Genomic DNA, 16,475 nt, shown 5'->3' on the forward strand with positions numbered 1-16,475 from the left:
ACGTCATTACTGCGGCAGCACTTCCAGCGTGGCGACGTAGCTCAGGCGGCGCTTGGCGGCCTGCTTCACCGAGGTCTTGTTGTCTTCGGTGCCGGTCTCCAGCCAGTACATGCCGGCTTCCGGCCAGGTCACCTTGATCTCACCCTTGGCATCGCTGGTGACCTTCAGCTCGTCCTGCGCGTTGCGGTAGCGGGTGGCGCCACGCACGATCTCGAACTCCAGGCCGGCGGTCGGCTTGCCGTCGACCAGCACGCGGAAGGTGGCTTCCTCGCCGGCGAACAGATCGTTCGGGTGGCCGACGGCGACCAGCTCGATGCCACGGTTGGTCGGCTTCAGCGCGGTGTCGTTCGGGGCGCCGTTGGTGACGAAGGTCTCCACGCGGCCGACCGACTGGCTCACTTCCAGCTTCTTCGCATCCTTGGGCAGTTCGCCGAAGGTGGCGACGCTGCCGCGCCAGCGCTTGCGCTCGCCGTTCTGCTCGTAGGTGGCGAACAGGCCGTCATTGACCGACGCGATGCGGTAGGTGCCCGGCTGCTTCAGCTCGACATCGAACACGCTGCGGTACTTGCCGGTGGACGCGTTCTGCGGCTGCACGGTGCTGCCGTCCGGCGCGGTGATCACCACCGACTCCAGGCGCAGCGGCACGTGGTTGAAATAGAACAGGTCGTTGGAGACCGCACCGTCGACGGTGATCCACGGCGCATTGCCGGCGATCACGGTCTGCGAGGGCAGCAGCCAGGCCTTGTGGGCCAGGGCGGAGAAGGGAAGGGCAGCGGCCAGAGCGGCGGCGAGGACGAGCGTGCGCTTCATGCGGAAGACTCCAGGTGGATGCAGGGTGGTGCGGCGAGAGGAGGGGAATTACGACTTAATCCCCTCCGTCCCCTTTTCAGGGTTTGACGGCGAGGGTGACCTGGCCCAGTTCGGTGGCGCCCTGCGCCTTGCCGTTCTGCGCGGCGGTGGCCGGCCAGGTGAAGGGGATCTTCAGCAGTTCACGGCCGCCGACTTCGCGCACCGCTTCTACCACCAGGGTGTAGTTGCCCGGAGCCAGCTGCTTCAGCGCCGGCTGCCTGTCGTTGAACGACAGCGCGTGCTTGCCGGCCGGGCGGGTCGGGCCGGTCACGCCGTCCACCGGCACCTGCAGGGTGCGGCCGCTCTTGCGCCACCACTGGCGCAGGTCCGGCAGCCACTTGGTGCCGTGGCCTTCGCTGTTGCTGGTCTGCTGGTACCAGACCGACAGGTTGGCCGCGACCTTCTGGTCGGCGCCTTCCAGCCACACCGCCACGTACGGGCGGTGGTACTCGGCCACGTTGAGCTTGGGCACTTCGACGTTGATGTCGAGGGTGGTGGCATAGGCCGGCGAGGTGGCCAGCAGGCCGCTGAGGGCGATGGTCAGGGTGACGCGCATGGGGCGGCTCCGGAAACGAAGGAAAGTCAGTGGATCAGCAGCAGGGCGATCAGCAGCGGGATCATCAGGCCGAGGCCGACCAGCGGCCAGGTCATGCGCCGCTGCCGTGCATGCAGGTGAAGCAGGAACAGGCCGGTGATGCAGAACACCAGGCAGGCCACGGCGAACAGGTCCAGGAACCAGCCCCACGCTGGGCCCGCGTTGCGGCCCTTGTGCAGGTCGTTGAGGTAGGACACCGCGCCGCGCGAGGTTGATTCGTACTCCACCGCGCCGGTCGCGCGATCGATGCTCAGCCAGGCGTCGCCACCCGGGCGTGGCAGTGACAGGTAGATCTCTTCAGCCGACCACTCGGCCGGGCGCCCGCCGATGGCGATGCCCAGCTGCGTGTCCAGCCATTGCCGGGCCGGGCGCGGGATCGGCGCGTTGCCGTCCTCGCGCGTGCCCAGCTGGCCCAGCAGCGCGGCCGGCAGTTCCAGATGCTGGTTCTGCACCTCGGGCTTGGCCTCGATCTTCGCGGCATGGTTGAGGGTCAGGCCGGTCACCGCAAACAGCAGCATGCCGATCAGGCAGACCGCCGAGCTGATCCAGTGCCACTGGTGCAGCGTCCGCAGCCAGAAGCCACGGTTCTGTTGCTGCTGCACGGTGGAAGAGGCAGGACGGCTCACGGCACGGTTCGAGGCGGACGGGGACTGCCCATTACATCATTGATGAGAATAGCTCGCAATTGCGTATCGTTCTGTATCCCTGGGGGGGGGAATTGCCGGCCAGCGGCCGGCACTACCGACTGGCCGGCAATCCCACGGATCAGTAGATCCACGCCATGCGTGGATGGAGCGGTGCCGACCAAGGTCGGCACCCGCCAGGGCAGGGCGCAGAGATCAGAACTTCGCGTTCAACGAAATCCAGTAGCTGCGGCGCTGGTCCTTGGTCGCGTAGTCGTCCACGCAGCTGAACTCGCTGGGATTGAGCAGCAGGCACGACTGCGAAACGAAGTTCTTGTCGAACAGGTTGTTGACCCGTGCGTTGACCGTCAGCCACGGCGTGGCCTTCCAGCTGCCACCGAGATGGAAGATCGTGTAGTCCTCGTAGTAGCGCACGTGGCGGGCGCCGGCACTGTCGATGAGGGTGTCGCGATAGCGGTCGTAGCGGCCTTCGCCGATCAGCGACAGGCTGATCGCTTCGTTGATCTGCCAGTTGAGGCTGGCGTTGGCCATGTGCTTTGCCGGCGTCGTGCCAGAGATCGGGCGCCCTTTGTCGGGGCCGCTGGTCTGTTCGCTCTTGGTCCAGGTGTAGTTGCCGCGCAGCTGCAGGTTGTCGAGCAGGTCGACGTGGCCGGCCAGTTCCGCACCGCGGGTCTCGGCCTTGTCGATGTTCACGCTCTGGGTGAAGGTGCTGTAGCCCAGTGCTGCCCAGCCCGGGCCGATGTCCACGCAGTAACCGCTGCCGGCGCGGGCCACTTCGCAGTTCGGGAACGTGCCGCCGCTGGCGATCTTGTCTTCGAACTTGTTGAAGAAGCCGGTGACATTGAAGCCCCAGCGCTGGCCTTCGTAGTACGCGGCCAGCTCGTAGTTGGTGCTGGTTTCAGGCTTCAGGTTCGGCGAACCCACCAGCGGCAGCACGCCCTGGCCACCGAAGCCGGTGATGCCCGGGAACAGCTGATCCGGTCGCGGGGTCTTGTAGCCGGTGCTGACGCCACCCTTGAAGGTCCAGGCGTCAGTGGCGTTCCACACCAGGTAGCCGCGCGGGCTGACATGGCTGCCGAACACGTTGTGGTCGTCGTAGCGCAGGCCGAAGGTGGCGGTGAGGGTGTCGGTCAGCGACCAGTTGTCCTCGGCGAACAGCGCCCACATGCGGTGCTTCTGCTTGGTGTTGCTGCGGTAGCCGGCGCCATCCATGCCGAACACGCCGTCGATCATGTCGGTGTCGTTGTACTGGCCGCCGACGGTCAGCTTGTGCGCGCCGAAGTCGAGGTCGAGCATGGTGTCGAGCACGTAGCCTTCCAGCTCCATGGTGCGCAGCGGACGCGGCAGGAATGCCTGCAGGCGTGCCATTTCACTTGGGTTGAGGGCGGCCAGTGCATTGCCGCGGCCGGCCGCGCAGTTGTTGGCGCCGCCGGTGCGGCGGCAGACGTCGTTCCACAGTGTCTGCAGGTTGGCGCGTTCGTCCAGGGTCAGCGGCAGCGAGCGGCCCAGGTTGCTGCTCTTGCTGTGGGTCAGCGATGTCTGCCAGGTACCGAAGCTGTAACGGCCCTGGTGGGTCAGCGACAACTGGTCGCGCTCGTATCGCTGGTAGGCGGTGTAGCCCACGCGCGGCTGCACCACGCGGCGGGTGACGGTGCCGCTGCCGTTCGGGTTGGGGATGACGGCATTGCCGACGCGCCACAGGCTGGCCAGGCTGTCGAGGGTGCCGGTCTGGCCCTCGCTGTTGTCGTACTTCTGCCGCGACACGTCGTAGTCCAGCCACAGTTCGTGGTCATCGTTGACGTGGAAGTTCAGCCGCACACCGGTGTTCCAATTGGTGTTGGCCACCGACTTGCCGCCGCCACCGAAGCCGATGCTGCGCTCCCACAGGCTGCCGTCCGGCAGGGTCAGTGCATCCCACTCCGGATTGGAGGCCTTGGCGTCGTAGTAGCTGCCGCGTACTGCCAGGCTCAGGCGATCCTTCAGCAGCGGGCCGCTGAGGTAGACGTCGGTGGTGCGTGCATCGCCGAACTGATCGTCTTGCTGCACGGTGAAGCCCTGGGTGAGCGCGCCGTGCCAGCTGTCTTGGTTGCGACGGGTGATGATGTTGATCACGCCGCCCATTGCATCCGAGCCGTACAACGTGGACATCGGGCCGCGCACCACTTCAATGCGCTCGATGGCATCCAACGGCGGCAGGTAGGCGAACTGGCCACCGCCGAAGTTGTTCGGATACAGCTGGCCGACATTGCTCTGGCGGCGGCCGTCGATCAGCACCAGGGTGTACTCGGAGGGCAGGCCGCGCATCGAGATGGTGGCACGGCCGTTCTTGTCGCTGGCTTCCAGGCCGACGTCGATGCCTTCAACGTCGCGAAGCGCGTCGACCAGATTGGTGTACGGGCGCTTGCTGAGTTCTTCGCGGCTGACCACGCTGATGCTGGCGGGTGCATCGACCACCTTCTGCTCAAAGCCGGAGGCGGTGACCACCACCTTGTCCAGCGTCTGTGGCGCGCCGGAAGCGTCACCGTGGGCGAAGGCAGGGGCGGTCATGGCTGCCAGCACGGCGCTGGTCAGCAGGGTACGGGACAGGGACGAACGGACACGATGGCGCTGGGCCATGGCAGTAACCTCGAAGGATGCAGGGTGGTGCAATGCCAGGCGCGAACGGCGCGGCATGCACGGGGAGGCCCGGTCAGGGGCGGCAGGGATGAAGCAGGCAGCGGCGTGCGGGCACGACCGCGCAGGCGGTCACGCGGGGCCGTGAATCAGGCGAGCGGAGGCGCCTGGCCGCGTTGCTGGCGGCGCCCGGGCGCGTCGGCCCAGGGCGTGTCCGGAGCGGCCAGCGGCCAGTCCGGGCGCACGCCGGGCATGGCCGGCGTGGCGGGTACGAGTTCAAGCTCGGTGCGCAGCCATTGGCTGGCCAGCAGCAGCGGCGGGCGCGCCTTCTCGGCCGATTTCACCGGGGCGGCAGCACAGCGGCGCAGTTTGGCCGGTGCTTCTTCCTGCGGGGACGCTTCGCCACCGCGCTCTTCCAGCGGCATCTGCACGGCCATTCCGGCCTGGCCGTGTGGCAGCAGCGGCAGGGTGCCCAGCAGCAAAGCCAGCATCGCCACCCACGCCAGCAGGCTGGCCAGCGCAGGACGCTGACCGCGCATGGCGGTGCCCATCTTTCGATGGATGAGTGGGCGAGGGCGAAGCGGGCGCAGCAAGCAGGGGTCCCCAGGGGTCTGCCGGCAGCGGCCGGCATCAACGGGGCGTGATTGTAATGAGAGCTGTTAGCTGTTGCAAATGAGAATGATTGCCAAATTGTCGCGGGTCGGCCGGATGTGGCTCAGACTTCGCTCCAGCGTCGCAGCAGGTTGTGGTACACGCCGGTCAGCTGCAGCACCGCCTCGGCGTCACCGCCGGTCTGCCGCAGGCGCTCGATCGAGCCATCCATTTCCCACAGCAGGCGGCGCTGCACATCGTCGCGGATCATGCTCTGTACCCAGAAGAACGAGGCCACGCGCGCACCGCGGGTGACCGGCCGCACCTGGTGCAGGCTGCTGGACGGATACACGATCAGGTCGCCGGCCGGCAGCTTTACCTCGTGCTCGCCGTAGGTATCGCTGATGATCAGCTCGCCGCCTTCGTATTCGTCCGGATCGGACAGGAACAGGGTGCAGGAGATGTCCGAGCGCAGCTGTTCGCCGTTGGCCAGGTTCATCACCGCGCCATCGACATGGAAGCCATAGGTGCCGCCCCCGCTGTAGCGGTTGAAACGCGGCGGCAGGATCTTCAGGGGCAGCGCGGCAGCAAAGAACAAGGGGCTGCGGCTCAGCGCGGCCAGTAGGTCCCTGCCCAGCTCCGCCTTCAGGGGAGATGCATCGGGTAGCTGCAGATTGTGCTTGACCATCGCGCCCTGTGCACCGACGGTCTCGCGACCGTCGGTCCAGTCTGCAGCGTCGAGTCGCCTGCGTGCCTGCGCCACGTCCTGGGGTGAAAGCACGTCGGGAATGTGCAGCAGCATGGCGGTTCCTTTGGGGGCGCGGGGGAGTGGGCTCCCCCGCGTGCTGCATCAGAAGCGGATGTCCGCGCTGAGCAGGAAGGTGCGCGGGGCACCCGGGGTGTAACGGTAGCCGCTCTTGTTGATGCTGGCCACGTACTGCTTGTCGAACAGGTTGTAGCCGTTCAAGCGCAGCGAGATCGTCTCATTGATTGCCCAGGACACGACCGCGTCATACACCACGTAGGACTTGGTGAACGACGGGGTGCCCACCGCGCCGTCGGTGCCGCGGTGCATGCCGGCGGCATAGCGTACGCCGCCGCCCACGGTGATGCCGTAGGGCAGGGTGTAGCTGGTCCAGCCGGTGAATGTGTCGTCCGGGGTATAGGTCAGGTTGGTGGTGCCATCGGCGGCCACCTTCGCGCCTTCCCTTACGTCGGTGTCCAGGTGGCTGTATCCGGCGCTGACCGACCAGTTGTCGGTCAGGCGGCCGACTGCGGAGAGCTCCACGCCCTTGACCCGCTTGCTGCCGGTCTGGGTCGGGTTGCCGGCATCGTCGAGCACGGTGGTGTTGATCTCGTTGTCCACGTCCGTCTGGAACAACGCAAGGTTCACTGCCAGAGCGTCATCCAGGAAGGCCCACTTGCTGCCCACTTCGAAGGTCTTGGCCTTCTGCGGATCCAGCTTGGGATTGTCGGCACTGCTGGCCGAGCTGCTCAGCTGGAAGTTGGCGCCACCCGGGGGTTGCTGCGAGATGGCGTAGTTGGCGTAGACGCTGACGGCATCGCCGACCTTGTAGAGGGCGCCGAGCTTCCAGTTCAGCAGCGTATCGGACGCGTCCAGCGTCGGGTTGCGCAGCACCGTGCCGGCAGGATTGCTGCCACACGCCGGGCCGCCGCGGCCACCACACACCGACGCGCTGGCGTACTCGGTCTTGTAGTGGTCTGCACGCACGCCAGCGGTCAACAGGAAGCTTTCGCCGAAGGACAGGGTATCGAACAGGTACACCGAGGAGGTGGTGGTCTTGCCATGTGCATCGGCGCCGTTGTGCGCCCAGTTCAGGCCGCTGACGTTCCAGTCCGGGTTGTACAGGTTCGCAGCGGGCCAGCTGGTACCGGCAGCGGCGGCCTGGCCGTAGCTGTCCAGTTCTTCACGGGTGAATTCCAGGCCAGCGCTCAATGCGTGCCCGACCGCGCCGGTGGCGAAGTCGGCGCGCAGGTTCAGCTGATCGGTGAGGATCGTGTTGCGCTGGTCCTTGAAGGTCGGCAGGCTGCGCGCGATGGCGTAGCTGGAAAGGTCGGCCGGGTTGGCATAGGTGATGTTGCCGGTCGGGCGGCCGCCTGCGCCGCGCACGCCGGTGCCCATGAAGGCGGTGAGCAGGTAATCCTGTTCGGTGCGACCCCAGCGGGCGGTGTTGGTCAGGCGCACGCTGTCGTTGAAGTCATGCTCGAAACGGAACGTGGCCATCTTCGCGGTCACGTCATCGTGGTCGGCGCGAGTGCCGTAGAAGTTCTCCGGATCGACCGGGTGCCCGGCCAGCGCTTCCAGCGTCGGCTGCGGCGTCCAGCCCGGCAGGCCCAGGGTGGGCACGCCACCATCGGGCACGTTGTCCTGCTTCACATACAGCAGGTTGAGGTAGTAGCGGGTGGCGGTACCCAGACCGAAGGCCAGCGACGGTGCGATGCCCCAGCGCTTGTTCTGCACGTGGTCGCGGCCGGGCTGGTCGCTGTCCTGCCACATGCCGTTGATGCGCAGCGCGCTGGTGGTGCCCAGCGACTGGTTCCAGTCGGCGGTGGCGCGGCGCTGCTGGTCGCTGCCGAGCGAAATGCTGGCCGACGTCGCGTCCTGCAGGTTGGCCTGCTTGCTGACAAGGTTGATCGCGCCGGTCGGCGCCGAACGGCCATTGTCGGTGCCGGCCGGCCCCTTGGTCACTTCCACCTGTTCGATGTTGAACACATCGCGCGAGATCGAGCCCAGGTCGCGCACACCGTCCACATACAAGCTGTTGGAGGTGTCGAAGCCGCGCATGAACAGCGCATCGCCGGTGGTCGTGTTGCCGTTCTCGCCGGCATAGAAGGTGCCCACGCCCGGGCTGTTGCGCAGCGCCTCGGTCAGCGTGGTGGCACCCTGCTGGTTGAACAGGTCGCTGGTAATCACTTGGATGGTTTGCGGCGTGTCCTGCAGGCGCTGGGTGAACTTCGGCGAGGCCACCTTGTCGGCTTTGTAGCCCCGGGTGGCGTGCACGTCGATCTTGTCCAGCGTGCGGGCGTTGTCGGTGGCTTCAGCGTGGGCCAGCGTGGGCAGGGTGGCCAGGCCGAGGCCGGCGGCAAGACTGGCGGTGGCCAGCGGCAGGGTACGAAGCGGCGAAGCGTGCTTGCGGCTCTTGATCGGGTTCATGGGCGTCTGCAGAAGGGGAACAGGGAGAGGCGGCCGGCGCGGGCCGCGCGGCAGCAGTACGTAGAACGAGGGGGGGCGTGCGGATGCGGCTGCGCATGGCGCAGCAGAGCGTCAGGCCAGCAGCGCGGGCGGTGCGTGGGATGGGGGCTGGCGCCGGCCCGGTGCGAGCGCCGGAGGGGTCGGTGTCACCGGCGCCGGAGCGTCTGCAGGTGCATTGTCAGGGTGCTGCAGGCAGAGTCGCCGCAGGGCACGAGGTTTGTCACCGCGACTGCCATCGGGTTCGGATTCAGCGGGGTGCATCGCCTGTTCGTGCGGCAGCACGTTTGGCGGGGACGCGGGCGACACATCATGAGCATACAGAGTCGGCGCATCGGCGGTCGCCGTGTGCCTGCCTTCATGCAAAGCAGACCAGCCCAACACCAGCGTCAGCAGCACGGCTACGAGCAGCGGCCACCCTTGACGGGCAAGCTGGCACAGCGTGGCGGTGGGCGCGGGCGAAGCCATGGCGCGGGGGCGGAGTCGTTACGAAGATGTTACGTAGAATAACATCAACGATAATGATTCGCATGTACGGGTCGTTCCGGGCCACCGAGATGGCCCGGGGGCGCCCTGGGGAGGCTCTAATGGCCTTCCGGTAGATTCACCCCATGGGTGGATGCTCTCCCGCGGGGCGCCCTTTGGGAGGTCCGTGAGGGCCGAGCGCCGCCTCAATCCCGGTCGTCGCGGGTCCAGACAGCGTCGTGCTCGCGCTTCACCGGAAACTTGGGCACAGGGCTGTAGGCCGGGGCACACAGGGCGCGGCCGTCACGCACGTCGAAGCGCGCGCCGTGCAGCACGCACTCCACGCTGCCCTCGGCGGTGTTGAACTCGCCCGAGGACAGCTCGAACTCTTCATGTGTGCACTGGTCTTCCAGCGCGTACAACTCACCGTCGAGGTTGAACACCACGATCGGCGTGCCGGTCACTTCGTCGAACACGCTCTTCATTTCACCCGGCAGCAGCTCGGTGCCGGCACAGACGAAGGTCCAGGTATCGCTCACGCGGCGGCTCCGGCCAGCGGCTTTTCCAGGACCTCGAAGCGCAGGTCGTCGCGCTTGGGAATGCCGAAACGCTCGTCGCCGTATGGGAACGGCTTCTTGATGCCGGTGCGCTGGTAGCCGCGGCGTTCATAGAAGGCGATCAGCTCGTCGCGCACGTCGATCACCGTCATCTGCATCACCGGCACCTTCCATTCGCGTGCGGCATGCGCTTCGGCGGCGTCCATCAGCTGCTTGCCGACGCCGCCACCCTGCTGGGCCGGGTCGACCGAGAACATGCCGAAGTAGCCCTTGCCGTCGACATCGGCGACGTGGGCGCAGGCCACCAGCTGGCCATCGCGCTCGGCCAGCAGGATGGTGGAGCGCGGGCGGTCCAGGTCGGCCTGGATGCCTTCAGCGTCGATGCGGGCGCCGTCCAGCAGGTCGGCTTCGGTGGTCCAGCCAACGCGGCTGGCGTCACCCCGATAGGCCGAGGTGACGAGGGCAATGAGGGCGGGGATGTCGGCCGACGTGGCGGCGCGGAAGGTCAGGGTGCTCATGGGGACATTCTAGGTGGAGCGGGGAAGGGCGCGGGAGGCTGCCGCTTGGGTCGACTTTGCCGAGTTTGGCCAATACGCAGGGTTGACGTCGTCTTCATTATTCGTTCATATCCATGGTCAGCACCCGCCCACCGTGATGCAACGCGTGGCTGTCTGCCGGAGTGGGTGCCGCCTGGTCGAAGGCCAACTGCCGTTCGGCGCAGGTGGGGCACACAGGGACGTCGATCCAGGGAGGATCTTCATGCAGTCTGGCCTCATTTCTCATCCGCGCGCCGCAACGGCTGCCAAGGGTCTGTTTCTCGGTTTCATTGCCCTGTGTGTGCTGGCACCGGTCGGCGTTTCAGCCCAGATCGTTCCCACGTGGCGCCAGGAGTACGACAAGCGACTGAAGTACGGGGACCTTGTCGAACCGCTGAAGGGCGAGATCTTCGGCGAGCAGGTCAACCTCTATGACGGCTCGATCAGCTTCAAGGCCACGGATATTTCGATTCCAGGCAATGGCGGGCTCGCGGTTTCACTCAGCCGCAGCTACGGGGATGTCAGCGGCGGTGCAAATGACAAGGAATATGGAAACTGGGATCTCGACATTCCGTCGCTTTCAGGCACATACGGAGACCAGCCCGAAACCGCGATCGGCGGGCATTGGATGCCAAGCGCCCGTTGCTCGACAGTTACCGCACCCCCGTCGCTGGATGTCTGGAATTACAAGCATACCCAGACCATCAATTTTTCTCCCCACACCTATTGGGATGGGGTGAGGCTTTCATTGCCGGGCGGAGGCGGTGAAACCGTCCTGGCGGGCAGCGGGGACGCACGCCAGCCAACGCCCCAGATTGGCACGCCAACGCCTTGGAACACAAAAGGGGGATGGTTCTTCTCATGCCTCAGTGCGCTCAAGAGCGGCCAGCCGGGCGAAGGTTTCCTGGGCCACGCGCCAGACGGAACCAAGTACTACTTCGACTGGATGGTGGCGCGCGAGAACGAGTCTGCCGTTCTCCAGCCCTACGACACCATCACCCATGCCACGCTGAAACGGAAAAAGGTCTTCCTCTATCCATCCCAGGTTGTCGATCGTTTCGGCAACTGGGTCCGCTACGAATGGAGTGGCGGGCGGCTGGATCGAATCGTTGCCAACGATGGGCGCAGCATCAGCCTTGCCTATGACTCCCTGGGCCGCATCGCAACCGCAACAGCAGCGGGCCGCACCTGGACCTATGGCTACACTCCGGCTGGTGTGTTGCAGTCGGTGACGCTGCCGGATGGCACCGCCTGGCGTTACGACCTGCCTCCGGTCCACGTGACGAAGAAGTACCCCGAATACACCGGGCAGGATCCTTCAGCCTACATGGACTTCGCTGGGCTGTGCGCGAAGACGAACAAGATTGTGCAGACCGAGGTCACGGCTACTGTCACACATCCCTCTGGCGCACTCGGTACTTTTGTGTTTCGACCGTTCCGACACGGGCGCAAGAATGTTCCGTTCAACTGCCAGACCTCCGGCGACGATCAGTTGCTGGCCGACGGATGGAATCTCACGCCCCTCTATCGGGACGCGATGTCTTTGGTGGCAAAGCGGATAAGCGGCCCGGGGATGCCCACCGCGCAGTGGAGCTATCAGTACACCAATCTGGGGTGGCAGTACGACAGGAGAGTCGACCAGGCCGGGTGGCCGATGATTCCGGTGGGGCAGGCAGAGCCCAAGATAACGATTGAAACCCTACCCGATGGGGTTATTCGGACCTACGAATTCGGTAAGGAAGTCGGCTACAACGACGGTCTATTGCTGTCCACGACTACCAGCTCTGGTGGCGCGGTGGTTCGCATCGAGCGCAGCAACTACTACCCGGACGCGCAACTTGCCAGCGCGCCGTTCCCGCGCGAGGCGGGCCGGAATCTCAAGTACGGGGCCAGGGAACTGGGAGAGCATCTGAATCGCCCAGTGCAGAGCACGGTTGTGAATCAGGATGGCGTGCAGTTCACGCGTACTGTGCAGGCCTTTGATGCCTTCGTCCGCGAAGTCACCGTCGCAGAAGCGAATTCCGCCGGCCAGAGTCGCACCACCAGCACCAGCTACTACGACAATCCCGCGCTATGGGTGAACGGCCAGACGGCGCGCAGTGTGCTCAATGGCATCGAACAGTCCCGCACCGAATTCGATACGGCCAAAGCACTGCCGCTGCGCGCCTACGCATTTGGCCGCCTGGCGCAGCAGGTGACCTATGCAGCCGACGGCACGGTTGCCTCGGTGGCCGATGGCCGTGGAAATACCAGCCATCTGTCGGGATGGAAGCGTGGTGTTCCGCAGCAGCTCCGCATGCCGGCCACGCCCGAAGCGCCCAATGGTGCGGTGCGCACGGTTGCCGTCGACGACAACGGTTGGATCACCTCGCTGACCGACGAAACCGGCGCAACCACCAGCTTCAGCTACGACAGCATGGGCAGGCTGCGCAGCCAGCAGTTCCCTGGCGGCGACAGCGTTAACTGGAATGGCGTAACCATGGACCTGCAGCGGCTGGGTGGCGCGCAGCTGGGGGTGCCCGCCGGTGCGTGGAAGCACTCCCGCACGCAGGGCGGACGGCGCACGGATACCTACCTGGATGCGATGTTCCGCCCGGTGCTGGTGACCGAAAACGCCAACAATGTGCTGGACAGTGCCGTGGTGACCCGCTACGACACCAGCGGCAAGACCGTGTTTGCCTCGTATCCCACGCGGCAGCTCTCCGATATCAATGCCACCCTGACTGGCACCACGACGCAGTACGACGCGTTGGGCCGCCCCACCGTGGTCAGTCAATCGTCCGAGTTGGGGGCACTGGTTACCCGCACCGAGTACGTGGGCAACCTGTCGGTGAAGGTGACCAACCCCCGCGGCCAGGCCACGACGACCCGTCACCTTGCCTACGACCAGCCCAGCTACGAGATGCCGCTGACGCTGCAGCACCCGGAAGGCGTGGTGACCGAGATCCAGCGCGACACGCTGGGCAAGCCGCTGGCGATCACCCGCCGCAATGCAGACGGCAGCCAGTCGCTCACCCGCCGCTACGTCTATGACGGCTACCAGCAGCTGTGCAAGACCATCGAGCCGGAAACCGGTGCGACCGTGCAGGACTACGACGCGGCAGGCAACGTGCTGTGGTCGGCGGCCGGCACGGGTTTGACCAGCACCACCGACTGCAACCGAAGTGAAGCCCTGGCCAGCGGACGTGCGGTGAAGCGTAGTTACGACGCCGCCAACCGCTTGTCGTCCCTGATCTTCCCGGATGGGCGCGGAAATCAGAACTGGTCCTACGCGCCTGATGGTCTGCCGGCCGAGATCAGCACGCAGAACGATCCGGCCCGGCCGATGGTCGTCAACCGCTACCAGTACAACCGCCGCCGCCTGCTCAGCGGCGAAACCCTGCAGCATCCGGATCTGGGAAGCCTGAGCCTGGCCTATGGCTACGATGCCAACGGCACACTGGCCAGCAATACCTATCCGGGTGGGCGTGTCGTCAGCTATACGCCGGACGCACTGGGTCGGGCGACGACGGTCGGCGGCTATGCGAAGGAGGCCAGTTACTTTGCCAACGGCGCGTTGGCCCGCTTCGTATATGGCAACGGAATCGTGCACACGTTGACCCAGAATGCCCGCGGGCTGCCCGACCGCAGCCGCGATGCCACTGCAGCGGCCGCAGTGCTGGATGACAGCTATGACTACGATGCTGGTGGCAACGTGATGGCCATTTCCGATGGTCTGCCCGGGGCGCCCGGCAACCGGGACATGACCTATGACGGCCTGGACCGGTTGCGGACGGTCACTGCGCCGGGCTTCGGCAACGCCTTGTATGAGTATGACGCGCTGGACAACCTGCGCCGTGCCAAGGTCGGCAGCCGCGATCGTACGCACTACTTCGATCCGACCAATCGGCTGGTCAACGTGATCGAAACCGGAACCGGGGCAACCGTGACCGGTCTTGGCTATGACGTGCAGGGCAATCTTTCGGTGCGCAATGGTCAGGCTTTCGCGTTTGACTACGGCAACCGGCTGCGCGCGGCGGGAACAGCAGAGAGCTACGAGTACGACGCCCACGGTCGCCGGGTGAAGGCCAGCGCCAGTGGCAAGGGGGCAATCTACTCGTTCTACGACAACGGCGGCGTGCTGCGATTCCAGCGCAACGAACGTACCGGCAAGCAGACCGACTATCTCTACCTGTCAGGCAGCCTGGTTTCCCAGGTGCATGGTGAAGCCGCACCCAGCGTTCCCGCGCTGAGTGCGCCGGGCTACATCACCCAGGGCAGCGTGAACCTGACCTGGAGCCCGGCCGGTGGTGCCAACCGCTATGAGTTGCAGCGTGCCCTTGCGGGCACCTGGAGCACGGTCTTCGATGGCGCGGCGCAATCCTTCACCAGCACCGGCCTGGTCACGGGGACCTATCAATTCCGGGTGCGCGGCTGCCGGGCGGTGTGCGGCGGATGGAGCAATGTCGCGTCAGTGGCCGTGGCATTGGCGCCATCCACCGTGCCGACCCTGAACGTGCCTGCCACAGCCTTCAACGGCAGCTACAACGTAGCTTGGTCTGCGGCTTCCGGTGCCGAGCGCTATGAGCTGGAGGAAAGCGCCAATGGTGGCGCTTGGGCCCAGGTGCACAACGCCATCGGTCAGTCCAAGGCCTTCAGTGGCAAGGCAGCGGGAAGCTACAACTACCGGGTTCGCGCATGTAACCCGGTAGGGTGCACGGGATACAGCGCCACGGCTGCGGTGACGGTCGTATATCCGCCTGCCACTGCGCCCGGACTCTCTGCGCCGGCACGCGCTGCGCCGGGCAGTATTGGTATTGGCTGGAACGGGGTGGCTGGTGCCACGCGTTACACCCTGCAGGAGAGTAGCAATGGTGGCGGATGGGTCACGCTGTTCGACGGCAACGCGGGTTCCTATGCCACCGCTGCGCGCGGTGTGGGCAACTATGGCTATCGGGTTGCCGCCTGCAATGGCGCGGGCTGCGGACCGTGGTCGGCTACGTCGACGGTAGCGGTGATCGGGCCGCCGACGATCGAGCCGGTGATCAGTGCGCCGGGCCTGGTGAACGTGCCGCAGTACAGCCTGAGCTGGTCGGTGCCGGCCAACAGCGAGAGCTTCGTGCTGGAGGAGAGCGCCAACGGTGGTGGCTGGACGGTGGTGCATAACGGCGACGGGAACAGCTTTGGTGCCAGCCGTGGTAAAGGCAGCTACGCCTATCGCGTGAGGGCGTGCAATTTCGCGGGGTGCAGTCCGTACTCGGGAGTCGTGACTGTCGCGGTGGTGCTGCCGCCGGGGGCGACGAGTCTCTATCTAGCAGAGTGGTTGACGACCCGCAGGCCGCCCTATCAGGTCCAGTGCTCTGCAGGATGGAGTCTGGTGGCAGACGCAACCGAGTATCAGCTTGAAAGCGGTGGCGGTGGCAAGCGTCTTTACACGGGCCCCAAGACCTACGTGCAGTCGAATGGCGGGACCTACTGCGCGCATGAGTATCGCGTGCGTGCCTGTAATGCAGGCGGTTGCTCCCCATGGTCGGCCGAACGGCCGGTCACCCAAGGTGTACTGAGCTGGGACTAAGCCATGAATGGACTCTCTTCGCTGTTGATTCGGGCGGTACTCGCGGTGGTGGTGCTGGCGGCCTGCGTGGCTCCGGCAGTCGCCCAGGAAGTGGTCGAGTACATCCACACTGATGCACTGGGTTCACCGGTGGCGATCACCGATGCCAGCGGAAACGTCATCGAGCGTACGGTGTATGAGCCGTATGGGGCGGTGGTGAATCGGCCGTTGAAGGATGGGCCGGGATATACGGGGCATGTGACGGACTCGGGGACCGGGTTGATCTACATGCAGCAGAGGTATTTCGACCCAAGTACTGGCGTATTCCTTTCAGTTGATCCCGTCGCGGCGGATACGGTGACGGGAGGAAATTTTGCGAGATATCTCTATGCGAATGGGAATCCTTACAAGTATGCCGATCCAGATGGGCGGATCGGTAAGCTAATCGCGGAATTGATAAAGAAAATTCTTCCTAAGATTTTGCCAAAGGCATCGCCAAAGCCCGCTCCCAAGGCTGCTCCCAAAGGTTCTCCTCGCACGGAGAAAAAGCCTGATAGTTCTAAGCCGGAATCAGCAGGTGGCGAAGGTTCTGGAAATCGATTTCCTGATCGAGATCTACCGCGAGATCAACACGGAAATCCCACCCCGGATCCTGGTGCAAAAGGACCACATACTCAGCTTGGTCAGAAGGACGGAAGGAAGTCACGATATGATCAGGCTCGAGAGTTCGATGGGGATGGAAAGCCGGTGAAAGACATTGATTTCACTGACCACGGTCGCCCAAGTCAGCATGTGAATCCACATGAACACCCGTATGTTCCGAATAAGACGGGCGGAACACCAATGCGTGGCGATGAAAGACCATTGAATGGAGGGTAGGT

At 65.1% G+C, this 16,475-nt stretch carries 11 protein-coding genes; 2 read left to right on the forward strand and 9 right to left on the reverse strand.

All coding sequences use genetic code 11. The features are described 5' to 3' along the window. Positions 1–6: 6 nt before the first annotated feature. The 9 genes from MG068_RS04925 to MG068_RS04970 form a co-directional block, all read right to left on the reverse strand. Positions 7–810 (reverse strand): DUF4198 domain-containing protein, encoded by an 804-nt coding sequence (locus MG068_RS04925; protein WP_049398797.1) that lies wholly within the window; start codon positions 808–810, stop codon positions 7–9. 76 nt (positions 811–886) lie between these two features. Then, a complete protein-coding gene (locus MG068_RS04930) occupies positions 887–1,405 on the reverse strand; it encodes a DUF2271 domain-containing protein (protein WP_005408420.1) in 519 nt (172 codons plus the stop codon). A 26-nt stretch (positions 1,406–1,431) separates the two neighbouring features. Beyond that, complete coding sequence (locus MG068_RS04935; protein WP_071228079.1) at positions 1,432–2,070, reverse strand: PepSY-associated TM helix domain-containing protein; 639 nt, start codon at positions 2,068–2,070, stop codon at positions 1,432–1,434. A 213-nt stretch (positions 2,071–2,283) separates the two neighbouring features. Continuing rightward, a complete protein-coding gene (locus MG068_RS04940; RefSeq protein WP_132809447.1) occupies positions 2,284–4,704 on the reverse strand; it encodes a TonB-dependent receptor domain-containing protein in 2,421 nt (806 codons plus the stop codon). 146 nt (positions 4,705–4,850) lie between these two features. Next, a complete protein-coding gene (locus MG068_RS04945; protein WP_049463139.1) occupies positions 4,851–5,252 on the reverse strand; it encodes a hypothetical protein in 402 nt (133 codons plus the stop codon). Between the two features lie 164 nt (positions 5,253–5,416). Then, positions 5,417–6,094 carry a Fe2+-dependent dioxygenase gene (locus MG068_RS04950; RefSeq protein WP_049463140.1) on the reverse strand — a complete coding sequence of 226 codons (678 nt, stop codon included), beginning with the start codon at positions 6,092–6,094 and terminating at the stop codon, positions 5,417–5,419. Between the two features lie 48 nt (positions 6,095–6,142). Further along, positions 6,143–8,467 (reverse strand): catecholate siderophore receptor Fiu, encoded by a 2,325-nt coding sequence (locus MG068_RS04955; RefSeq protein WP_107433672.1) that lies wholly within the window; start codon positions 8,465–8,467, stop codon positions 6,143–6,145. A gap of 707 nt (positions 8,468–9,174) precedes the next feature. Then, complete coding sequence (locus MG068_RS04965; RefSeq protein WP_132809451.1) at positions 9,175–9,507, reverse strand: non-heme iron oxygenase ferredoxin subunit; 333 nt, start codon at positions 9,505–9,507, stop codon at positions 9,175–9,177. Then, entirely contained in the window at positions 9,504–10,043 is a 540-nt protein-coding gene (locus MG068_RS04970; RefSeq protein ID WP_132809453.1) for a GNAT family N-acetyltransferase, read from the reverse strand. The genes MG068_RS04965 and MG068_RS04970 overlap by 4 nt, the downstream gene beginning before the upstream one ends. Before the next feature lie 241 nt (positions 10,044–10,284). Between MG068_RS04970 and MG068_RS04975 the strand changes: the two genes are divergently transcribed. Together MG068_RS04975 and MG068_RS21135 are read left to right on the forward strand one after the other, a co-directional pair. After that, positions 10,285–15,615 carry an RHS repeat domain-containing protein gene (locus MG068_RS04975; RefSeq protein WP_132809455.1) on the forward strand — a complete coding sequence of 1,777 codons (5,331 nt, stop codon included), beginning with the start codon at positions 10,285–10,287 and terminating at the stop codon, positions 15,613–15,615. Between the two features lie 3 nt (positions 15,616–15,618). Then, positions 15,619–16,473, forward strand: a complete 855-nt coding sequence (locus MG068_RS21135; protein ID WP_206138683.1) for an RHS repeat-associated core domain-containing protein — start codon at positions 15,619–15,621, stop codon at positions 16,471–16,473. Positions 16,474–16,475: the final 2 nt, after the last annotated feature.

The organism is Stenotrophomonas sp. ASS1 (assembly GCF_004346925.1).
GTDB lineage: Bacteria > Pseudomonadota > Gammaproteobacteria > Xanthomonadales > Xanthomonadaceae > Stenotrophomonas > Stenotrophomonas maltophilia_A.

Coding starts and splice junctions, on each gene's coding strand:
- MG068_RS04955 (WP_107433672.1), bottom strand. CDS start 8,467: ATGAACCCGATCAAGAGCCGCAAGCACGCTTCGCCGCTTCGTACCCTG.
- MG068_RS04930 (WP_005408420.1), bottom strand. CDS start 1,405: ATGCGCGTCACCCTGACCATCGCCCTCAGCGGCCTGCTGGCCACCTCG.
- MG068_RS04945 (WP_049463139.1), bottom strand. CDS start 5,252: ATGGGCACCGCCATGCGCGGTCAGCGTCCTGCGCTGGCCAGCCTGCTG.
- MG068_RS04940 (WP_132809447.1), bottom strand. CDS start 4,704: ATGGCCCAGCGCCATCGTGTCCGTTCGTCCCTGTCCCGTACCCTGCTG.
- MG068_RS04975 (WP_132809455.1), top strand. CDS start 10,285: ATGCAGTCTGGCCTCATTTCTCATCCGCGCGCCGCAACGGCTGCCAAG.
- MG068_RS04970 (WP_132809453.1), bottom strand. CDS start 10,043: ATGAGCACCCTGACCTTCCGCGCCGCCACGTCGGCCGACATCCCCGCC.
- MG068_RS04950 (WP_049463140.1), bottom strand. CDS start 6,094: ATGCTGCTGCACATTCCCGACGTGCTTTCACCCCAGGACGTGGCGCAG.
- MG068_RS04925 (WP_049398797.1), bottom strand. CDS start 810: ATGAAGCGCACGCTCGTCCTCGCCGCCGCTCTGGCCGCTGCCCTTCCC.
- MG068_RS21135 (WP_206138683.1), top strand. CDS start 15,619: ATGAATGGACTCTCTTCGCTGTTGATTCGGGCGGTACTCGCGGTGGTG.